General features: G+C 42.4%; 16 protein-coding genes. 9 read left to right on the top strand and 7 right to left on the bottom strand.

Features of this window, described 5'->3' with window-relative positions; translation table 11 throughout:
• The first annotated feature begins 51 nt into the window (after positions 1-51).
• Positions 52-1,161, top strand: coding sequence for a homoserine O-acetyltransferase MetX (gene metX / locus HMPREF0556_RS09525; RefSeq protein ID WP_040486718.1), 1,110 nt, complete (start codon positions 52-54; stop codon positions 1,159-1,161).
• Positions 1,162-1,189: 28 nt separating this feature from the next.
• Here metX and HMPREF0556_RS13055 read toward each other — a convergent pair whose 3' ends face one another.
• Complete coding sequence (locus HMPREF0556_RS13055; protein WP_003758033.1) at positions 1,190-2,137, bottom strand: class F sortase; 948 nt, start codon at positions 2,135-2,137, stop codon at positions 1,190-1,192.
• Between the two features lie 12 nt (positions 2,138-2,149).
• Positions 2,150-3,496 carry a hypothetical protein gene (locus HMPREF0556_RS09515; RefSeq protein WP_003758031.1) on the bottom strand — a complete coding sequence of 449 codons (1,347 nt, stop codon included), beginning with the start codon at positions 3,494-3,496 and terminating at the stop codon, positions 2,150-2,152.
• A 191-nt stretch (positions 3,497-3,687) separates the two neighbouring features.
• On the opposite strand from HMPREF0556_RS09515, the gene HMPREF0556_RS09510 reads away from it, so the two are divergent.
• Positions 3,688-4,245, top strand: coding sequence for an RNA polymerase sigma factor (locus HMPREF0556_RS09510; protein WP_003758028.1), 558 nt, complete (start codon positions 3,688-3,690; stop codon positions 4,243-4,245).
• Positions 4,238-4,966, top strand: coding sequence for an anti-sigma factor (locus HMPREF0556_RS09505; protein ID WP_003758026.1), 729 nt, complete (start codon positions 4,238-4,240; stop codon positions 4,964-4,966). The genes HMPREF0556_RS09510 and HMPREF0556_RS09505 overlap by 8 nt, the downstream gene beginning before the upstream one ends.
• 102 nt (positions 4,967-5,068) lie before the next feature.
• On the opposite strand, the gene HMPREF0556_RS09500 is transcribed toward HMPREF0556_RS09505, so the two are convergent.
• Entirely contained in the window at positions 5,069-5,869 is an 801-nt protein-coding gene (locus tag HMPREF0556_RS09500) for a formate/nitrite transporter family protein (RefSeq protein WP_040486849.1), read from the bottom strand.
• Positions 5,870-6,089: 220 nt separating this feature from the next.
• On the opposite strand from HMPREF0556_RS09500, the gene HMPREF0556_RS09495 reads away from it, so the two are divergent.
• Entirely contained in the window at positions 6,090-6,968 is an 879-nt protein-coding gene (locus HMPREF0556_RS09495) for an SDR family oxidoreductase (protein ID WP_003758022.1), read from the top strand.
• A gap of 17 nt (positions 6,969-6,985) precedes the next feature.
• A complete protein-coding gene (locus HMPREF0556_RS09490) occupies positions 6,986-7,402 on the top strand; it encodes a DUF2188 domain-containing protein (RefSeq protein ID WP_003758021.1) in 417 nt (138 codons plus the stop codon).
• A 24-nt stretch (positions 7,403-7,426) separates the two neighbouring features.
• On the opposite strand, the gene HMPREF0556_RS09485 is transcribed toward HMPREF0556_RS09490, so the two are convergent.
• The 3 genes from HMPREF0556_RS09485 to secA2 form a co-directional block, all read right to left on the bottom strand.
• Positions 7,427-8,086 carry an N-acetylmannosamine-6-phosphate 2-epimerase gene (locus HMPREF0556_RS09485; RefSeq protein ID WP_040486717.1) on the bottom strand — a complete coding sequence of 220 codons (660 nt, stop codon included), beginning with the start codon at positions 8,084-8,086 and terminating at the stop codon, positions 7,427-7,429.
• A 62-nt stretch (positions 8,087-8,148) separates the two neighbouring features.
• A complete protein-coding gene (locus tag HMPREF0556_RS09480) occupies positions 8,149-9,339 on the bottom strand; it encodes an AI-2E family transporter (protein ID WP_003758016.1) in 1,191 nt (396 codons plus the stop codon).
• Positions 9,340-9,414: 75 nt separating this feature from the next.
• Positions 9,415-11,739: an accessory Sec system translocase SecA2 gene (gene secA2, locus HMPREF0556_RS09475; protein WP_003758014.1), complete on the bottom strand. Its 2,325-nt coding sequence runs from the start codon at positions 11,737-11,739 to the stop codon at positions 9,415-9,417.
• A 439-nt stretch (positions 11,740-12,178) separates the two neighbouring features.
• Here secA2 and HMPREF0556_RS09470 point away from each other — a divergent pair, with 439 nt between their 5' ends.
• A complete protein-coding gene (locus tag HMPREF0556_RS09470; RefSeq protein ID WP_003758011.1) occupies positions 12,179-13,720 on the top strand; it encodes a LysM peptidoglycan-binding domain-containing protein in 1,542 nt (513 codons plus the stop codon).
• Between the two features lie 72 nt (positions 13,721-13,792).
• A complete protein-coding gene (locus tag HMPREF0556_RS09465) occupies positions 13,793-14,980 on the top strand; it encodes a class I SAM-dependent rRNA methyltransferase (protein ID WP_003758010.1) in 1,188 nt (395 codons plus the stop codon).
• Positions 14,981-15,191: 211 nt separating this feature from the next.
• On the opposite strand, the gene HMPREF0556_RS09460 is transcribed toward HMPREF0556_RS09465, so the two are convergent.
• Positions 15,192-15,398, bottom strand: a complete 207-nt coding sequence (locus HMPREF0556_RS09460) for a YdbC family protein (RefSeq protein WP_003758007.1) — start codon at positions 15,396-15,398, stop codon at positions 15,192-15,194.
• Between the two features lie 128 nt (positions 15,399-15,526).
• On the opposite strand from HMPREF0556_RS09460, the gene HMPREF0556_RS09455 reads away from it, so the two are divergent.
• Both HMPREF0556_RS09455 and HMPREF0556_RS09450 read left to right on the top strand, forming a co-directional pair.
• Positions 15,527-16,237, top strand: coding sequence for a threonine/serine exporter family protein (locus tag HMPREF0556_RS09455; RefSeq protein ID WP_050777034.1), 711 nt, complete (start codon positions 15,527-15,529; stop codon positions 16,235-16,237).
• 12 nt (positions 16,238-16,249) lie between these two features.
• Positions 16,250-16,702, top strand: coding sequence for a threonine/serine exporter family protein (locus HMPREF0556_RS09450; protein ID WP_003758004.1), 453 nt, complete (start codon positions 16,250-16,252; stop codon positions 16,700-16,702).
• Positions 16,703-16,706 lie beyond the last annotated feature (4 nt).

Below are 16,706 nucleotides of genomic sequence, written 5' to 3'. Positions count from 1 at the left end.
TTCTCGCTAGAGTTTTTTTATTAAATCACGCATTAAAAGGGAGTGTTCGGAGTGTATTTAGAGCAAAAAGAGCTATTTGCCCACCATCCATTTATCTTAGAAAATGGGGAGCGGCTTGGTCCGATCACGATCGGTTATGAGACATATGGTACTTTGTCCCCTGAACGGGATAATTGTATTTTACTGGAACATGCGCTTACCGGTACGGCACATGCAGCTAAACATGATGAAGCAGATACGCCTGGCTGGTGGGATCCGTATATTGGACCGGGCAAAACAGTTGATACGAATAAATATTTTGTTGTCTGTACCAATGTGTTTGGCGGCTGTAGTGGGACGACTGGTCCCTCCTCTATCAATCCACAAACAGGAGAGGCCTTTCGTCTTGAATTTCCAGGCTTTAGTGTAAAAGATATTATCAAAGTACAAAGAGAGTTGTTAGAAGAACTACATATAACGAAGCTAAAAGCAGTCATTGGTGGTTCAATGGGTGGTATGCAGGCAACACAATGGGCGATCGATTATCCGGAAATAACAGAGAGTATCATCAACATCGCCTCTCCCCTCGCTTGCGGTCCTGATGCAATCGGCTATAATCTGATCATGCGTATGGCGATCCTGAATGACCCTGATTTCAACGGTGGAAACTATGTCGGGCAACCAGAAGGCGGACTTGCCACAGCCCGAATGATCGGCATGATGACGTACCGGACAAGCGAATTGTTTTCCAAACGCTTTGAACGCTTTACTGTGGCGGAATCTTCCCCGCGAGCTTTTTCCAAAGAGCATTTCCAGATCGAGTCTTACTTGCAGTATCAGGGCGACAGTTTTGTGGAACGCTTTGATGCCAACAGCTATCTTTATCTGACCAAAGCGATCGATCTTTTCGATGTCACATCAGCAGCAGAAAATGAACGGCCAGCATTTTCCGATATTTCCATTCCCTACTTATTGATTGGTATTACGACGGACCAACTGTTCCGCATCCATGATATCCGCAGACACTATCGCCTTTTGAAAGAGTGGCATGTTCCTGTCCACTATCACGAAATTGCTTCGGAATATGGACATGATGCTTTTTTAGTCGAAGAAGAAAAAGAAAAATTCGCGCCTGTCATTCAGCATTTTTTAGAAACAAAAACATTATCGACAATGCTATAAAAAAGCTGTCCTGATGGACAGCTTTTTTTTATCGTACCAAAGCCAGCACCGATTCCTCTAAATCGTAATTGACTGCGGTAACACCATATTTTTCGTATGATTTTGATTTGATCATAACGCTTTTTCTCTCGTGGGAAGCGACTTTGGCGATTCGCTTTTTTGTCCCTGTCTTGGTGTCTATTGCATACACATTGTAACCTACGACGGCTGCTTCCGGTGTGGAATGCCAGCTCAATGTCTGACCGCTTTTTTCAAGGTGGGTCGGGGCAACTGGTTTTTGCAAACGTTCTTGCCCGGAGTCATTCGTTAATTCTGCTGAAACTACCAGACGATCGATATGAGTTCGGCGCTTATGGTCAAAGGTTCCGGTGCAAGTAATCAAGTTAAGCATCGGCTTTGTATTGCTGCCAAAGATTTCAGATACCGGAGCTTTTTCTGCTAAATAACTTTTTCTCGTGCGAACAGTAAATGTCAGTTTGCGCTTGTTTTTATCATAGAGGTAAATATTGTCGCCAGGCTGTAGTTCTTTCAAATAAAAAAATACGGCTGGTCCTTTTTTACTGTCTACATGACCTGCGATCACTGCATTCCCATTGCTACCGGGATGTGTACCCGGCGAATACCAGCCTGTTTCGACTGTATTCGCTGGTACTTCCATTTCCCCGTTTTTTGCTTCTCCAACGGTCTTCACAGCAGCCTTTGCTTGGATTGCAGGGATCTCGATTCGTTTTGGTTCGATTCCCTGCTGATTGTTTCTCTGACGATTTTGGATCGTTTCGATTTCAGCTTGTTTGCTTTTCAAAACGGGAAAGCCGGCGATTCGGTTGACCACACTGCCGGATTTTTTTGGACGGTCATGAACTACCTTGATTTGCTGCTTACTTGCCTCGCTAAAAATGCCAAACGGCTTTAGCCAAATCGTTAACCCAATGATGAGTACTGCTGTGAAAATGAATGTTAGAGAAAGCTTTTTCATCCGTGAACACCTCTATTTGTTGCTTTTTACTTGACGGAAAGTGATAAATCCAGCAATGGCTAGGATAAGGGCTGTAAGAGCTACCCAGATCGTTGTTATCATGGAAGTATTATTTTCTGCGCCGCCCATTCCTGTATTCGGCATTTTAGTTGGGGCATTGTCCATAAATTTATCTGGATGCTGCATAACGATCGCATTACTTAACGCTTTACCGATGTCGAATGTTTGTGCAAATCCTTCACGCCATGTCTTGTAGCTTGCTGCATAGTTTCCTTGATTGCCTTGTTCAAATGCCATGGTTACTAATTTTTCGTGCTGCATGATGCCTTCATAAGCTGCTTGTTTCGGTAATTTATTGTCTGTAGCCGTGGACAAGAATGTCGAAAACTCATCTGCAAAATCTTTTGTCAATCTCATTTTCGCTTTATCTTCACCATTTTTGTTATCTGCTGCTGTCGCGCTAGCCAAGTCGGCTTGGGCAGCGATGTGATTTTTATTCCATACGTCACCGAATTGTTTAGAAGCATCATTACCATAAACGGAACCAATCGCTGTTTTTAAGCCTTCTGTATTTTGATCTTGTGCCCAATTGACAAAGTCATAATCCGGAGAGCCTTTTGTTCCCTCGTTCAAACTACGGACAGCAAGTGCATAATGTTGACTGATCAGCATATTCAAACCAGAACGTAAGTCAGCTGCTTTTGTATCCGCTTTTGTATTATCAAATTTTTCCGGTTTTTGTGTGGTGATTGCTGTGCTTAGCGCTTTGGAAACTCCAAAGATTTGTTCATATCCTTTTAGGAAATCTTCGTTGTATTTTTTATAATCTTTATCTACATACGCATCAAATGCTTGTTGTACGTCATTTTCATGTTCGCGAAGAGCTTGTTTTGCTGCCTTTTCAGGAAGTTTTCCTTCTGTCGCTGTATCTAAAAACTTAGCCATATCGTTAACAAATTTGTCGACTTCTTTATCTGCCTTATTTTGTGCTTGTTTGTCGCCATCTTTCACCGCTTGAGCATAATCGTCCGTTGCCATATTATGCGGGGCGAAAATCGCTTCAAATTGTTTGGCGCCATCTTCTCCATAGATATCAGCGATCGCCGGCTCCATGTCTTTTGCATTTTGGTCAAACGCTTTAGCAGCTTCTTTTGCCCCTTTGTCGCCGTCATAAGTTTTGACCATGGTATCGATCGCCAGCGTATAATGTTCCGAAAGCAAGTTGTCCAGTCCAGAACGTAATTCTGATGCTTTCGTTTCTACAGTCGGTTTCTCCGCTGCACTAACGTTTGCAGTCGCCATCGGTGTAAGTACAAGTGACAATCCAATAATTGGTGCAAGCAATCCTTTTAAATTCATTTTTTCCACTCCTTTTGATTTGTCTACATAAAGCTAACGAATGAAAAATGGAAACGGATCACTTTTTTTAAAAAAATTTTTTTATGAAATAATACATCTTTTTTTGTTGTTTTTTCGTAAGCTATTATAGAAATACTTTTCCCGAGGATTATGTTATTCTTAGATGAGGTCACAGATAAGGGGGAATACCAATGTCTGACGTGGATATCATCTTGTACGAACAAGTAGAGGATGGCCAGCGGGAAGCACTAGAAGCACTTTATGACAAGTATCATAAGCTTATTTTCTCATTTGCTTATCGAATGGTTAAAAATAAAGAACTTGCAGAAGAGATCGTGCAGGAAGTCTTCATTAAGATCTGGACAAAAAAAGGATTATACCAAGCAGAGAAAGGCAAATTTTCTTCTTGGCTCCTTACGATCACACGTAATTTATCGATCGACCTGATCCGCAAACAAAAAGAAGTCCCCTATGAATTACAGGAAGAACGTGAAAAAGTTCCGGATGGGCAACCCTTACCGGAAGACTTAACGATCTGGAAAGAAAAACGAGCAGAAATAAATCAAGCGCTCGCCGAATTAAAAGAAAATCAGCAGCAGATCATCCAATTATTTTATTTCCAGAGCTGTACGCAGGTACAGATCGCGACTAAGCTGGATATTCCGCTTGGCACCGTAAAAGGAAGACTGCGGCTCGCTTTAAAGCATCTAAAAGACATAATGGTGGAAAGGAGGAAATACGATGAATAAACAACAAGCAGAAGAAAAATTGATCGACTATTTAAATGGCTCGCTGACAGAATCAGAAACGCGGCAACTGGAAGAAGCATTGCAACAGTTTGCCAGTCTGCAAGAAGAATTAGACGAATTAAATGCCTTAATGGCTGATTTGCCGTATTCCTCTGAACCTGTTTCCCCAAATGATGGTATGAAGGAACGCATATTGGAAAATGTATTCAAAACTGACGAAACAAGTTCTCCTGCTGTAGAAGAACCGACTGTGATCGTCCATAAAAAGAAACGGAATTGGATTATCCCTTCATTAGTAGCCGTCTTAGCACTTTCACTGATCGGCAATATCATTTTTTATCAAACGCTCCAAGACCAAAAGCCAGCTACCCAGAACGCAACTGATACCAAGCGTGTGAAGATCTCTAAGGATCTCCAAGTTGCGAAAAATGCGCAGGGCCAAGCCATTGCCACTGTCATTCATGATAAGAATAGCGACAAGCTTGTTATAGAAGCAAGCGATCTTAAAAAGCTTTCCGACAAAGAGCGCTACCAAGTCTGGCTGCTGAAAGACGGTAAACCAAAACGAGCCGGCACTTTCATTGCCAATAGAGACGGCAGTGGCGGCGCCGTGCATGCAATCGCGAAAACAGACAGTTATGATACTGTGGCGATCACTGTAGAACCTGATGAAAACAGCAAGACACCGAAAGGTCCGATTATTTTAAGTGCCAAACTTTAATCCACATAAAATAAATAAAAAGCTGGGGAAGATGATCCCCAGCTTTTTGATGTTCTTATTTTGTCCTGTCAGATCCGAGCTTGCTCCAATCTGGGACTTTTTTTAATCTTTATAAATCGATTCTGTCCGGTTCAGCCATGCATAAAGCAAGCCGATAACGACTCCCCCGCCGACAAAGTTTCCTAAGAAGGCAAGTACTAGATTCTGGACGACATTTCCAACTGTCATAGCTACCATTGTTCCATGAGAAGCAAAGAATGCAAGCGAGAACGATGAAAAGTTGGCGATAACGTGCTCAAATCCTAAGAATGCAAAGATGAAAATAATGAAGATCATGCTGATAACTTTACCAGCGTCATCTTTCATCCGTAATGTACAAAGAACAGCAGTATTCACGACGATATTGGCGAAAATACCTTCTACAAAAATTTGAACCGGTGTTTTTTCTAATTTCCCGGCCACGGCTGTAAATAAAAAGTGATCGGGTGGTAAATTATGAAATGCTGATGTGAGGGAAACCAAGTAGCCGGCGATAATCCCGCCAACCAAGTTGAAACCTACACATAATAATAAGATTTTAAGTGCCTTACTCGGACGCACGATTTTTTGATAAACACCTGTCGTCATATACATCATATTCGATGTACCTAATTCTGCATTCATATAGATGATCATTACGAGCGACCAACTAAACATAAATGCATAAGTGATTTTCCCGAGACCGGGTGCAAAATGATCTACTTTATCCCCTATCATAACAGCCACTGCTGTTCCAAGTGTTAGGAATAAACAAGCTAGCATCGCGCGTAAAATATAACGAAAAATACTATTATTAACTAAATCCACTTTCTTACGCGTACTATAATCGATCTTTTGCATTAACGGACTGTTTTCTGCATCCACAACTTTCATCTCCAACTGAAAAAATTTTAGCCACCTTTTCGGCTTGTTCATTGTATCACGAAATTTATCCATTGAAAACAGTTTTCATAGATTTTTTTCAATCAAACGCTTTCAAATCATATTGTGCTAATTCCCTGTCCTATGGCTATTCAAACCCAATGTTTTTGATTTTGTACAGAGGGAAAAAGATAATTAATATTGCGATAGAAAGGATGATTAGATGTCAGACAAAAAAACAGGAAAAGTCGAAACACAAACCCCAAAAGAAGGTTATTTGATTGATGACGAATCGAAAAACGTCCATCCGGCTCCGAAAATCGTAAGCGATGATTATAAACCTGCGGATAAACTCCATGATAAAGTCGCGATCGTGACCGGTGGTGACAGTGGAATCGGTGCTAGTACAGCACTTTATTTTGCTAAAGAAGGGGCGGATATCGTTTTCACCTATTATGATGAAGAGGAAGATGCTGCACGGATGGTCGATTTGATTGAGGCAGAAGGTCGCCAAGTCGTTTCCATCAAAGGCGATGTCGGAGAGGAATCCTTTGCCGAGGAAGTTGTGAAAACGACGGTTGCTAAATTCGGCAAGATCGATATTTTAGTCAATGTAGCTGGGGAACAGCATGTCCAAGAACATCTTACAGACATCACCGCAGCACAACTCGATCGTACGTTTAGAACCAATATATTTAGTAACTTCTACTTTATAAAAGCTGCTCTTCCCCATTTGACGACGGGAGCATCTATTATCAATACTGCTTCCATTACTGCTTACCAAGGAAGTCCGGCGTTGCTTGATTATTCTTCGACTAAAGGCGCGATCGTCAGCTTTACTCGTTCCCTTTCGCAAAATCAAGACCTGTTAGATAGGAAAATCCGAGTAAATGCCGTCGCGCCAGGTCCGATCTGGACACCGCTTATCCCGGCGACTTTTACCGAAGAACAGCTGGAAAATTGGGGCGATACCGTTCCATTAGGACGTTCTGGTGAAGCTTATGAACTTGCACCGGCATATGTTTACCTTGCTTCCAGTGATTCTAGTTATGTAAGTGGCCAAACCATTCACGTCAATGGCGGCACTGTCATTAACGGTTAACGAAAGGAGGACAAAAAATGCCTTGGACAATGGATGATTATCCAGATTCATGGAAAAACTTGGATAAATTAGAACGAAAAAAAGCGATCGATATCGGAAATGCGTTATTGAAAGAAGGTTACAAAGATAGCCGAGCGATCCCGATCGCAACTGAGCAAGCTAAAGAATGGTACAAGCATGCTTCTGCTAGCGAAAAAGAAGATCTAAAATCAAAACATGTCACTCAGCATTCCAAAGACTCTGATTCCAGCGGAGCGGATACCGTCGATAAGCCAGTACATGTCCGCTACAAAGAGGATCATTGGGAAGTGAAATCTGAAGGCGCCAAACAAGCAAGCCATACTTTCGATACGAAGGAAGCAGCAAAAAAACGTGCTGAAAAAATTGCCGATAACCGTGGTACCAAAGTGATCGTGCATAAAAAAGAAGAGTAAGCAGCTGCTTACTCTTCTTTTTGCTTAAAAATCCGTAAATCGTTTTGCGATCTCTTGTGGCCTTGTAATTGCTGAACCTACCACAACAGAATATGCTCCTCTTTTATATGCCTCTGCCACTTCTGCTGGCTCTGTAATATGTCCCTCGCAGATAATAGGGATCGAGATAGCATTACGCAATTGTTCGAGCAGTTCAAAGTCAGGGCGCGGACGTGTTTTGGTATAAGGAGTGTACCCGGACAATGTAGTCGATACGCAATCAAATCCGACTTTTTCGGCCGCTATCCCTTCTTCTACATTCGAAATATCCGCCATTGCTAATTTATTTCCTTCGTGGATCTTGGCAACTAGTTCGCGTGTCGTTTCTCCGCCCGGCCGTTTTCGGTCTGTCGCATCTAATGCGATCATTTCAATATTGGTTTCTAGTAATGCCTCTACTTCCTTTGACGTCGCTGTGATATAAATCTCGGAGTCCGGATAATCGTGTTTGATAATACCGACGATCGGCAAATCAACATGTTTGCGTATCTCCTCAATATCAGCCACGCTATTCGCACGAATACCAGCTGCTCCGCCCTGTGCGACTGCCAGCGCCATTCTTCCCATAATGAAGGAACTGTGGAGCGGTTCGTTTTCCAACGCCTGGCAGGAGATGATCACTTTTCCTTTTACCTGTTCAAGCATAATCTTCCCCCCAATAAAAAACACTCCTTGCAGAAAAATGTAACAGCAAGAAGTGTTTTTGTTTATTCTTTTGGTTTATTTTGTTCTTGTGTTTCTCCCGGTTCTACTGGCGGATATTGACTTTCCGGTTGAACACCGTATAGTCCAGAGATCCGTTTGAACCAGTCAAAAGTATGCATGACCACGACACGAAGTACCGCGTAACCTGGTACAGCGAAGATGACGCCAAGGACACCGAAAAGATTTCCGGCAACCAAGATGACAAATAGAATCGTGATTGGATGTACTTTTAGGGATTTACCCATGATTTGTGGTGAAATAAATTTACCTTCCAGTAATTGTACCAATACCCAGACAACGACTAGCTTGAGCAAGAGCCAAGGTGATACGACGATTGCAATGATGATCGCTGGCGTGATTGCGATTGCTGGTCCTAAGTAAGGAACAACGCTTGTGAAAGCCGCGATGATCGCAAGTGTCAGTCCGTATGGTAGCCCAATGATCAAGTAGCCGATATAAAGCAAGATACCAATACAGAAGCTGACGATGATTTGACCACGGATATAAGAACTGATTTGATGGTTTGCTTCTTTTAAAACTTGTCTACTGTGTGCTCGTGCATTAACAGGAAGCAGTTTTAAAATAAATTCCGGCAGTTTTTTGCCGTCTTTTAATAAGTAGAACAAGACAAATGGTGTCGTAACGATCGCCAAAACAACTTCGGTAACTGTACCGACAAAGCTGCCGATACCATCGATCGCGCTATTGACAAAGCCTGTTCCTTTCGAAGAGATCGTTTTCGTGATCTCACTTAAATTGGAATTCAAGCGCTCTCTGATTTGATCAAATAAGCCTGTTTTCGAAAAGTTATCGAGCTCATTCGTAAGCTTATCCCAATAATCCGGGAACTTATTCAGTAAGCTGGCAATTTGGTCTTTCACTGCCGGTACGACAAAGCTGAAGAGTACGATCAATGCCCCGATAATAACGAGATAGAGCAGACCGATCGACCAGCCGCGTTTCCATTTATGTTTTTCCAGCCAATCTACCACTGGATTGAACAGGTAGTACAGGATTCCCGCTAAAATGATCGGCGCAGCGACCGTTTTTAAAATAACTCCTACCGGCTTGAAAATAAACGATATTTTTGTGAGAAGTAAAATATCTAACGCAACGATCAGAAAGATAAGTAATGCCAATACAAACTTATTCTCTATAAAGAATTGCTTAAACTTGGATAATTGATTTTTCATCTATTCACCTTCATTCCTTTTTATATATTCTTGAGTTACCCTTATTCTACCTAAAAAACATGGCACTGTCTAACCTTATCCCATTACTAACCCATCTGGTTCCAGTTCCAGCAAAGCATGTGCGAAATAAAAATGATACTCGGATTGAAATTTTTTAAACAATTCGCCGCCTTCTTTTTGATACATCACAAGCGGATCTTGCTGCGCGTAAGCACGCAGATGGATCCCTTCGCGTAACTGTACCATCTCATCTAAGTGCATGACCCACATTTGATCCATGAGATTTAGATAGACTTCTTTCTCGATCGCACTCATGGTTTCGGCAGGGATTTTTTCGCGTTGTCCCTTATGCCAGTTGATCAATTTTTCAATCACGACATCTGGATCTTCACGTTTGATTTCTTCCATAGACATAGGGAAGGAAGTTCCTGCTAAAAATTCTTCCTGACGTTTATAGGCTTCCTCCATGGTTTGCTCGTCGCCTGTTACTTTAAAAGTTTGTTCCGCGATCTCCCGCAAGATTTTTTCAGAAGATATGCCAAGCTTTTGACGCTGCAGTAATTCATTCCGCTCTTGATAAACCATTTTTCGTTGAAGGTCAATGACTTCATCGTAGGAGAGCAGCTCTTTCCGCAGATCATAATTGGCGCCTTCTAATCGTTTTTGCGCCTCGTATACATAAGTATGCAACCGCAGTTTATTAACTGGTTTGCCTGTCCGCGGTGCCCGTCGCAACAATTTTTCCCGCAGCTTTATCCAGCGTTTGCTATCATAATCAGCCAACAGGTCATCCTCCAGAGAGATCATAAACTTACTAAAGCCAAGGTCCCCCCGTCTGCCGGCACGTCCCATCAGCTGCAGATCGATCCGCCTACTTTCATGACGTTCTGTACCGATGACGGCTAATCCCCCCAGCTGATGGGCATCTTCATCTAATTTGATGTCCGTCCCACGTCCAGCCATATTTGTCGCTAAGGTCACCATACCTCGTTTACCCGCTTTCGCAATAATCTCGGCTTCCTGGGCATGGTTTTTAGCATTCAGCACTTGATGCGGAATATTGGCATCGGTGAGCAAGCCACTGATCCATTCGTTATTTTTGATCGAGGACGTTCCTATCAAAGTAGGCTGACCCTTATCATGACGCCACGAAACTTCGTAGATGATCGCCCGACCTTTTTCTTTTTGCGTATAGAAAATGTCATCAGGCATATCTTGCCGGTTGACTTTTAAATTGGTAGGGATCACCACGACGTCCATGCCGTAGATCTCTTTAAATTCTTCTTCTTCCGTCTTTGCCGTCCCCGTCATACCAGAAAGCTTTTTGTACATCCGGAAGTAGTTTTGGATCGTGATCGTTGCCAGTGTTCGCGATTCCTCTTTGACAGCAGCACCTTCTTTTGCTTCGATCGCTTGATGTAGGCCGTCATTGAAGCGACGTCCTGGCAATGCTCTTCCTGTATGCGGATCAATGATCAGCACTTCATCATCGAGCACGACATAATCCTTATCTTTCTGCATCAAAAAGTGCGCACGCAATGCCAGCATCGTAATCCGCAGAAAATTTTGCGTTTCTTCTAAATATAGCGACTCAACTTGCCAAAAGCGTTGGGCTTTCTCAATTCCGGCATCATTCAGCCAAACAAATCGTTTTTGCTCATCGATCTCATAATCATCTTTCAGCATACTTTGGACGAGTAACTCAGCATCTTGGTACAAGGAAAGATCTTCTTCTTTTTTATCTGAGATCAAAAGCGGCGTTCTTGCTTCATCAATAAGAATTGAATCTGCTTCATCGATCAACACAAAATCTAGTCCTGACTGAACTTTATCTTCCCAAGCACGGACCATGTTATCACGTAGATAGTCAAAGCCAAACTCTGCCGCGGTGCCATAAATGACATCTGCTGTATAAATGGCTTTTTTCTGAAATTTATCCAGCTGCGCTTCGTTCAGTGCAACGGATACACCTAAATATTCCAAGACCTGTCCGATCTCCTCGCGGTCCCGTTTCGCCAGATATTCATTTGCGGTGATCAAGTGCACACGATTGCCGCGAATAACCTCGATATACATCACAAAAAGCGAAACAAGCGTTTTACCTTCCCCGGTTTTCATTTCCGCTACTTTACCGTCGCCTAGTACAAGAGCTCCGATCAATTGAACAGTAACCGCTTCTAAACCGGTGATCCGTCTTGCAGCTTCTCGAGCAAGTGCAAAAATATTGATCTTATCTCGTTCTGTCATTTCTTTTGTTTTAAATTTTTCACGCCAAATGGCCGTTTGTTCTTTTAATTCCGCTTGGTCCATATTGTGATACAGACCTTCTTTTTTCACAATTTTCCGAGCGACTTCACGGTAAGCTCGGACGATTCGTTTGTCATTAAAACTTTGTTCCATTCTTATCGGCCTCCATCTTCCCTCATTATACAATAGATAAAAGAGTTAGAACAAATTCTTTTTTCCACAGTAATAATTTTCTCATTACTGTGGAAACGGTAAAAATAATATTACAATTAGATTAAATTTATCCACCACATAATTAGAAATTTTCTAATAAAAAGAAAATTTATATGTGATTTAGTTTACATTATCCTCTGTAAATGGCAAATTTATACTATTCCGCGCCTTAGGAAACACACGTTCTACTTCTATTTATTACAGCAAAGTTACAAATAACAATGATTTAAAAAGTAATTTTATTTGCTTTTGTAATAGACACATTGTCTTTTGAATTTAAAGTCTGTAAAATGGATATTAATCAAGCAAATCTGTTGAACTCATTCATTGATATAATCGGAATTTTAAAACTGAAATATAGAAAGGGGTCACATTTAATATGAAAAAAGCAACGATCGTTTCCGCTGCTGCTGGAATAGCTGTCACAGCATTCGCTGCTCCATCGGTTGTCTCAGCAAATACAGTGGTTGTCGCATCTGGTGATACACTTTGGGGGATCGCTTCCAAAACTGGTACTACCGTTGACCAACTAAAACAACTCAATAAACTTGACTCTGATAGAATCGTACCGGGACAAAAATTAACAATCAAAGAAGTAGCTGCTCAAAAAGTAGAAAAATCTGTTAGTGCAACATGGCTGAATGTTCGTCATGCTCCTGACGCAAATGAAAAAATACTTACTTCCCTAAAAGGCGGTACAGTTGTCAAAGTAGAAAGTTCTGAAGCTAATGGTTGGAACAAGATCTCTTTTGACAATGGTAAAACTGGTTATGTAAACGGAAAATACTTATCTGACGCAAAAGTCGCTGCTCCTGTCGTTACGAAAGCAGTGACCCACAAAGCAGAAGCAAAAGTCGCTGCTACTTCGACACACGCAGTTAAAGTGGATACGAACGCTTCTACTTACAAAGTAAAAAGCGGTGATACGATCTGGGCTTTATCTGTCAAATATGGCGTTCCTGTTCAAAAATTGATCGAATGGAATAATCTTTCTTCTTCTTCGATCTATGTTGGTCAAACGATCGCAGTAAAAGAAGCGGCTGCTAAAGCTGCTCCAACAACTGTAAAACAAGCCGCTCCTGCTAAAGTCGCTCCGAAACAAGAAGTGAAGCAAACAGCACCGGCTAAACAAGAACAAGCAAAACCGGCTGCTAAAGAAACAGTGAAACCAGCTGTTTCCAAGCCAAAAGCAGCTACACCAGCCCCTACAGCGAAACCAGCTGTAGAACAAAAAGTAAGTACACCTGCAGTTGACACAAGCGCTGCTACTTATAAAGTACAAAATGGTGATTCCCTTGGGAAAATCGCTTCTCTATTCAAAGTTTCAGTAGCTGATCTAACAAACTGGAACAACTTGAATGCAACCAGCACGATCTATGCTGGTCAAGAATTGAGCGTAAAAGCCAGTGCTGCAAAACCAAAAACTGCTGCTCCTGCGAAACCAGCAGTTTCTAAACCTGCTACCAGCACACCAGCTAAAGTAACACCAACTAATACAACAAATAACAGCACGCCAACAACAAATGTAAACAACAATACTTCGCAGTCTAGCAGTGCAAGCTTCTCTGCATTATATGCAGAAGCTAAAAAACACTTAGGCAAACCTTATACTTGGGGAGCTAGAGGCCCAAGCACATTTGACTGCTCTGGTTTCACTAGCTATGTTTTCAATCAAGTAGGTCTTAGCCTTTCTGGAAACTCTGCGACACAATATGCACACTCTATAAAGATCTCTAAATCGCAAGCACAACCAGGCGACTTGGTATTCTTTAACTACGGCAAAGGCATTGCCCACGTTGGTATCTACATCGGCGGTGGACAAATGATCGATGCACAAGATAACGGCGTTTCTATCGATAATATCTATGGAACTGGCTGGGGAAAATATCTAGTTGGCTTCGGTCGCGTAGCAAATTTCTAATAACGACTAATCACTAAGACCTGTAGGCGAAACAGCTTACAGGTCTTTTATTTGAATAGAAAGAGTGATAACATGGCAAAAACGTATACGATCCTTGCAGAAAATCAGCAGATCGCCAAAAAATACCGAGGCGGCTATCCCCTGATCCAAGCAGATAACTTTAAAAATTGGCCGCAGCAGATCGAAGAAGGCGCAGTATTGATACTAGCAGATCCTGGCCAAACATTTATCGCAAAGGGCTATTATGGCAAACAAAACAAAGGCGATGGCTGGGTGTTTTCTCAAAGAGAGACTGAACAATTGGACGAGACCTTTTTCACAGCTCGCTGGAAAAACGCTTTGCAAAAACGCCAAGCGCTCTTTGCAGATGAAACTACCACAGCATTTCGTTTATTTAATGGTGAAGGCGACCATTTTGGGGGATTAACGGTCGATTATTATGATGGTTATCTCCTTTTCCAATGGTATAGTGCCGGCGTCTATACCTATAAAGAAGCGATCATCCAAAGCTGGTTGCAGTTTGATTTTGTCAAAGGTATCTATGAGAAAAGACGCTTTGATAATACGAAGCAAGAAGATTTCGTTGCAGGAGAGCAAGCGGATTTTCCGATTATGATCCAAGAAAACGGTATTTCCTATGCAACTTATTTAAACGATGGCTGGATGACCGGTATTTTTCTTGATCAGCGCCAAGTAAGGCAGCGGATCACAGACGCGTATACGAACAATAAGCGCGTTTTAAATACCTTCTCCTATACCGGTGCTTTTTCCGTTGCAGCGGTCATGGGCGGTGCTTCTGCTACTACAAGTGTTGACGTTGCCGGACGCAGCCGAGCTAAAACACAAGAACAGTTTGAAGCGAATGGGATTGACCCTACTTCGCAAACGATCATCGTGGAAGATGTTTTTCAGTACTTCAAATATGCAGGACGTAAACAACTCGAGTTTGATCTGGTCGTCATCGATCCACCTAGTTTCGCACGCACAAAAAAGTTGACTTTCCGAGTTGCCAAGGACTACCCGAATTTGCTGAAAGAAACGATCGCGATCACTGCTGAAAAAGGGCACATCATCGCTTCGACTAATTATGCGGGCTATGGAATGACTGCTTTTAAAAAAGTAGTCGCAGAAGCCTTTGCAAATACAGGCCGAAGCTACCGTATTGTGGAGAGCTACACACTCCCTCCTGACTTTGCAGTTGATAAGGCATTTCCAGAAGGCAACTATTTGAAAGTTTTATTTATTGCATTGGACATATAAAAAAGACAGCAATCTAGCTGTCTCAGACTGAAGAAAAACACCATTTCAATCATTTCCTAGCTATTCCCAGCTTGGCGAAAAATGATTAGATTCTAGGCAAAGTCGAGTACCGAAGCGGAGCGTACTTAAGTACGTGAGCATCGAAACGCAGACTTTAACGACGAAGATGAGCGTTTTTCGCCAAGCTGAGACAGCAATCTAGCTGTCTTTTTTATAATAACTCCTTTAGCGCTTGCGCCTCTTCTTCCGTTAGGGTGATTCCTTTTCCCATTTTCTCATGATCCTCCGACCAATCACGGATATCATACTTCGGCTCTCTGCCATTCCAGCTAACTTTATTCAACTCTTTGCGCCAACCGCGGGCATTTTCAGAAAGTACACCGACTTCTTCTACGATCTCATATTCGATATTTGCCATTTATAATTGGTCTCCTTTCTTTTTTTCCTATAAATATAGTATCATAAATATAATATGGATTCAGCACACAGACAGAAAGGTGGCTTCTAAAATTGGATAAGCAAGACTATTTACTGGAAACCTGTTTGATGGCAGGCAAGATCATGATGGAAAGTGGCGCAGAAATGTATCGCGTGGAAGATACGATGATCCGGATCGCGGATACGGCCAGTAAAAAGCGCGGTATCAGTTTTGTGACGCCTACTGGTATTTTCATGTCGCTGGAAGGTGAACAGAATATCCAGCTTAAACAGATACCGGCGCGAACGATCAATTTGGAAAAAGTAGCGATGGTCAATGAGCTTTCCCGTTCTTTCGCTTCTAATGTGTTGACACTTCAAGAGCTGTATCAGCAACTGATGGCGCTAGATAACGAAACCAAGCACTTCCCTGTTTGGTTGCAGATCGCAGCCGGCAGCCTCGTGAGTGGGACGCTGATGATCATTTTCGGTGGCGCTTGGTATGATTTTATTGCGACTTGTTTGATCGGTGGACTTGGCTATGCGATTTATTATTATGCTAATTTATGGGTCAAAGTCAAATTCATGGCCGAGTTTCTTGCTTCCTTTGCCATCGGACTGTTTGCGGTCTTAGCTGTTCACCTGAATTTGGGTATTCATTTAAGTACGATGATAATCGGCAGTTTGATGCCGCTCGTTCCCGGGGTCCCGATCACCAACGCTGTCCGCGATTTGCTCGCCGGTCATCTGCTGAGCGGAATGGCGCGCGGTACAGAAGCATTGCTGACCTCTTGTGCGATCGGGATCGGCATTGCTGTCATCTTTCGTTTTTTCTTATAAAGGAGGAGTTTTATGTTTGCTACGATCTTGATCCACATCATCTGTAGTTACTTGGCAACGGTCGCCTTTGCTATCATTACGAATGTCCCGCGGAAAACGCTAAATGCTTGTGGCTGGACAGGAGCAACGGGCTGGATGGCTTTCTGGCTCTTCCAAAACTTCCACTTGGGTGTAGGCGCTGCCTCGATGGCAGGAGCTTTTGTGGTAGCCGTCTGCAGTCATTTTTTCGCGAAGTATAAAAAAATGCCGATCACGATTTTTAATATTCCCGGCCTTGTCCCGCTTGTTCCCGGTGGACTCGCTTATCAAGCTGTGCGTAATTTTGTGCTTGGCGATTATATCGAAGCGATCGGTTTTACGGTTCAAGTTGGTGTCGTGGCAGGTGCGATCGCAGCAGGCATCATGCTATCCGAAATATTCAACCATAGTATCCGCCGCTTTCGGGAAAATAAAGAACAAATCTAAAAAA

Source organism: Listeria grayi DSM 20601, from assembly GCF_000148995.1.
GTDB classification, from domain to species: domain Bacteria; phylum Bacillota; class Bacilli; order Lactobacillales; family Listeriaceae; genus Listeria; species Listeria grayi.
This window is presented reverse-complemented; position numbering and strand designations above follow the sequence as displayed.

What these genes read in the sequence shown, in the direction of transcription:
- HMPREF0556_RS13055 (WP_003758033.1), bottom strand. Translation starts at nt 2,137, where the DNA reads ATGAAAAAGCTTTCTCTAACATTCATTTTCACAGCAGTACTCATCATT.
- HMPREF0556_RS09515 (WP_003758031.1), bottom strand. Translation starts at nt 3,496, where the DNA reads ATGAATTTAAAAGGATTGCTTGCACCAATTATTGGATTGTCACTTGTA.
- HMPREF0556_RS09510 (WP_003758028.1), top strand. Translation starts at nt 3,688, where the DNA reads ATGTCTGACGTGGATATCATCTTGTACGAACAAGTAGAGGATGGCCAG.
- HMPREF0556_RS09505 (WP_003758026.1), top strand. Translation starts at nt 4,238, where the DNA reads ATGAATAAACAACAAGCAGAAGAAAAATTGATCGACTATTTAAATGGC.
- HMPREF0556_RS09495 (WP_003758022.1), top strand. Translation starts at nt 6,090, where the DNA reads ATGTCAGACAAAAAAACAGGAAAAGTCGAAACACAAACCCCAAAAGAA.
- HMPREF0556_RS09490 (WP_003758021.1), top strand. Translation starts at nt 6,986, where the DNA reads ATGCCTTGGACAATGGATGATTATCCAGATTCATGGAAAAACTTGGAT.
- HMPREF0556_RS09485 (WP_040486717.1), bottom strand. Translation starts at nt 8,086, where the DNA reads ATGCTTGAACAGGTAAAAGGAAAAGTGATCATCTCCTGCCAGGCGTTG.
- HMPREF0556_RS09480 (WP_003758016.1), bottom strand. Translation starts at nt 9,339, where the DNA reads ATGAAAAATCAATTATCCAAGTTTAAGCAATTCTTTATAGAGAATAAG.
- secA2 (WP_003758014.1), bottom strand. Translation starts at nt 11,739, where the DNA reads ATGGAACAAAGTTTTAATGACAAACGAATCGTCCGAGCTTACCGTGAA.
- HMPREF0556_RS09470 (WP_003758011.1), top strand. Translation starts at nt 12,179, where the DNA reads ATGAAAAAAGCAACGATCGTTTCCGCTGCTGCTGGAATAGCTGTCACA.
- HMPREF0556_RS09465 (WP_003758010.1), top strand. Translation starts at nt 13,793, where the DNA reads ATGGCAAAAACGTATACGATCCTTGCAGAAAATCAGCAGATCGCCAAA.
- HMPREF0556_RS09460 (WP_003758007.1), bottom strand. Translation starts at nt 15,398, where the DNA reads ATGGCAAATATCGAATATGAGATCGTAGAAGAAGTCGGTGTACTTTCT.
- HMPREF0556_RS09455 (WP_050777034.1), top strand. Translation starts at nt 15,527, where the DNA reads ATGGCAGGCAAGATCATGATGGAAAGTGGCGCAGAAATGTATCGCGTG.
- HMPREF0556_RS09450 (WP_003758004.1), top strand. Translation starts at nt 16,250, where the DNA reads ATGTTTGCTACGATCTTGATCCACATCATCTGTAGTTACTTGGCAACG.